This window comes from Streptomyces sp. AC627_RSS907, from assembly GCF_019049165.1.
This window is the reverse complement of sequence record NZ_JAGMUE010000762.1, coordinates 1-666: the sequence shown is the minus strand read 5'-3', so window position 1 is coordinate 666 and position 666 is coordinate 1. Positions and strand designations below refer to the sequence as shown.

The window sequence follows — 666 nt, the reverse complement described above, 5'->3', positions numbered from 1 at the left end:
GAACTGCGCGGCGTCCGCTTCGGGTACGAGACGGGACGCGAGGTACTGCGGGGCATCGACCTGGTGCTCGAACCGGGCACGGTCACCGCGCTCGTCGGCCCCTCGGGCAGCGGCAAGTCCACGCTGGTCCAGTTGCTGCCCCGGTTCTTCGACCCCACAGCGGGTTCGGTCACCATCGGCGGCGTCGACCTGCGCGATCTCGGCGGCGGGCACCTCCATGAGACGGTCTCCTTCGTCTTCCAGGACGTACGGCTGCTGCGCGCGTCGGTCGCGGACAACATCGCCCTGGCGGTGCCACACGCCGATCGCGAGGCCGTGGAACGCGCCGCCCGCCTCGCGCACATCCACGACCGCGTCCTCGAGCTGCCCCGCGGTTACGAGTCGGTGATCGGCGAAGACGCGGGACTCTCCGGCGGCGAGGCACAGCGGATCTCGCTGGCCCGCGCGCTCCTGGCCGACACACCCGTGCTGGTGCTCGACGAGGCGACCGCCTTCGCCGACCCGCGGACCGAACAGGCTGTTCACCGGGCCCTCGCGACCCTGAGGGGCGGCCGGACGATCCTGGTCATCGCCCACCGCCCGGAGACGATCAGAGACGCCGACACCGTCGTCATGCTGGACGACGGGGCGATCGTCGAACGGGGCGCGCCCGCGGAACTCCTCGCG

Annotated in this window: 1 protein-coding gene; it reads left to right on the top strand. The window is 72.1% G+C overall.

Features of this window, described 5'->3' with window-relative positions; all coding sequences use genetic code 11:
* The coding region (locus KUM32_RS38505) for an ABC transporter ATP-binding protein (RefSeq protein ID WP_217146452.1) at positions 1 to 666 on the top strand (666 nt) is incomplete at both ends.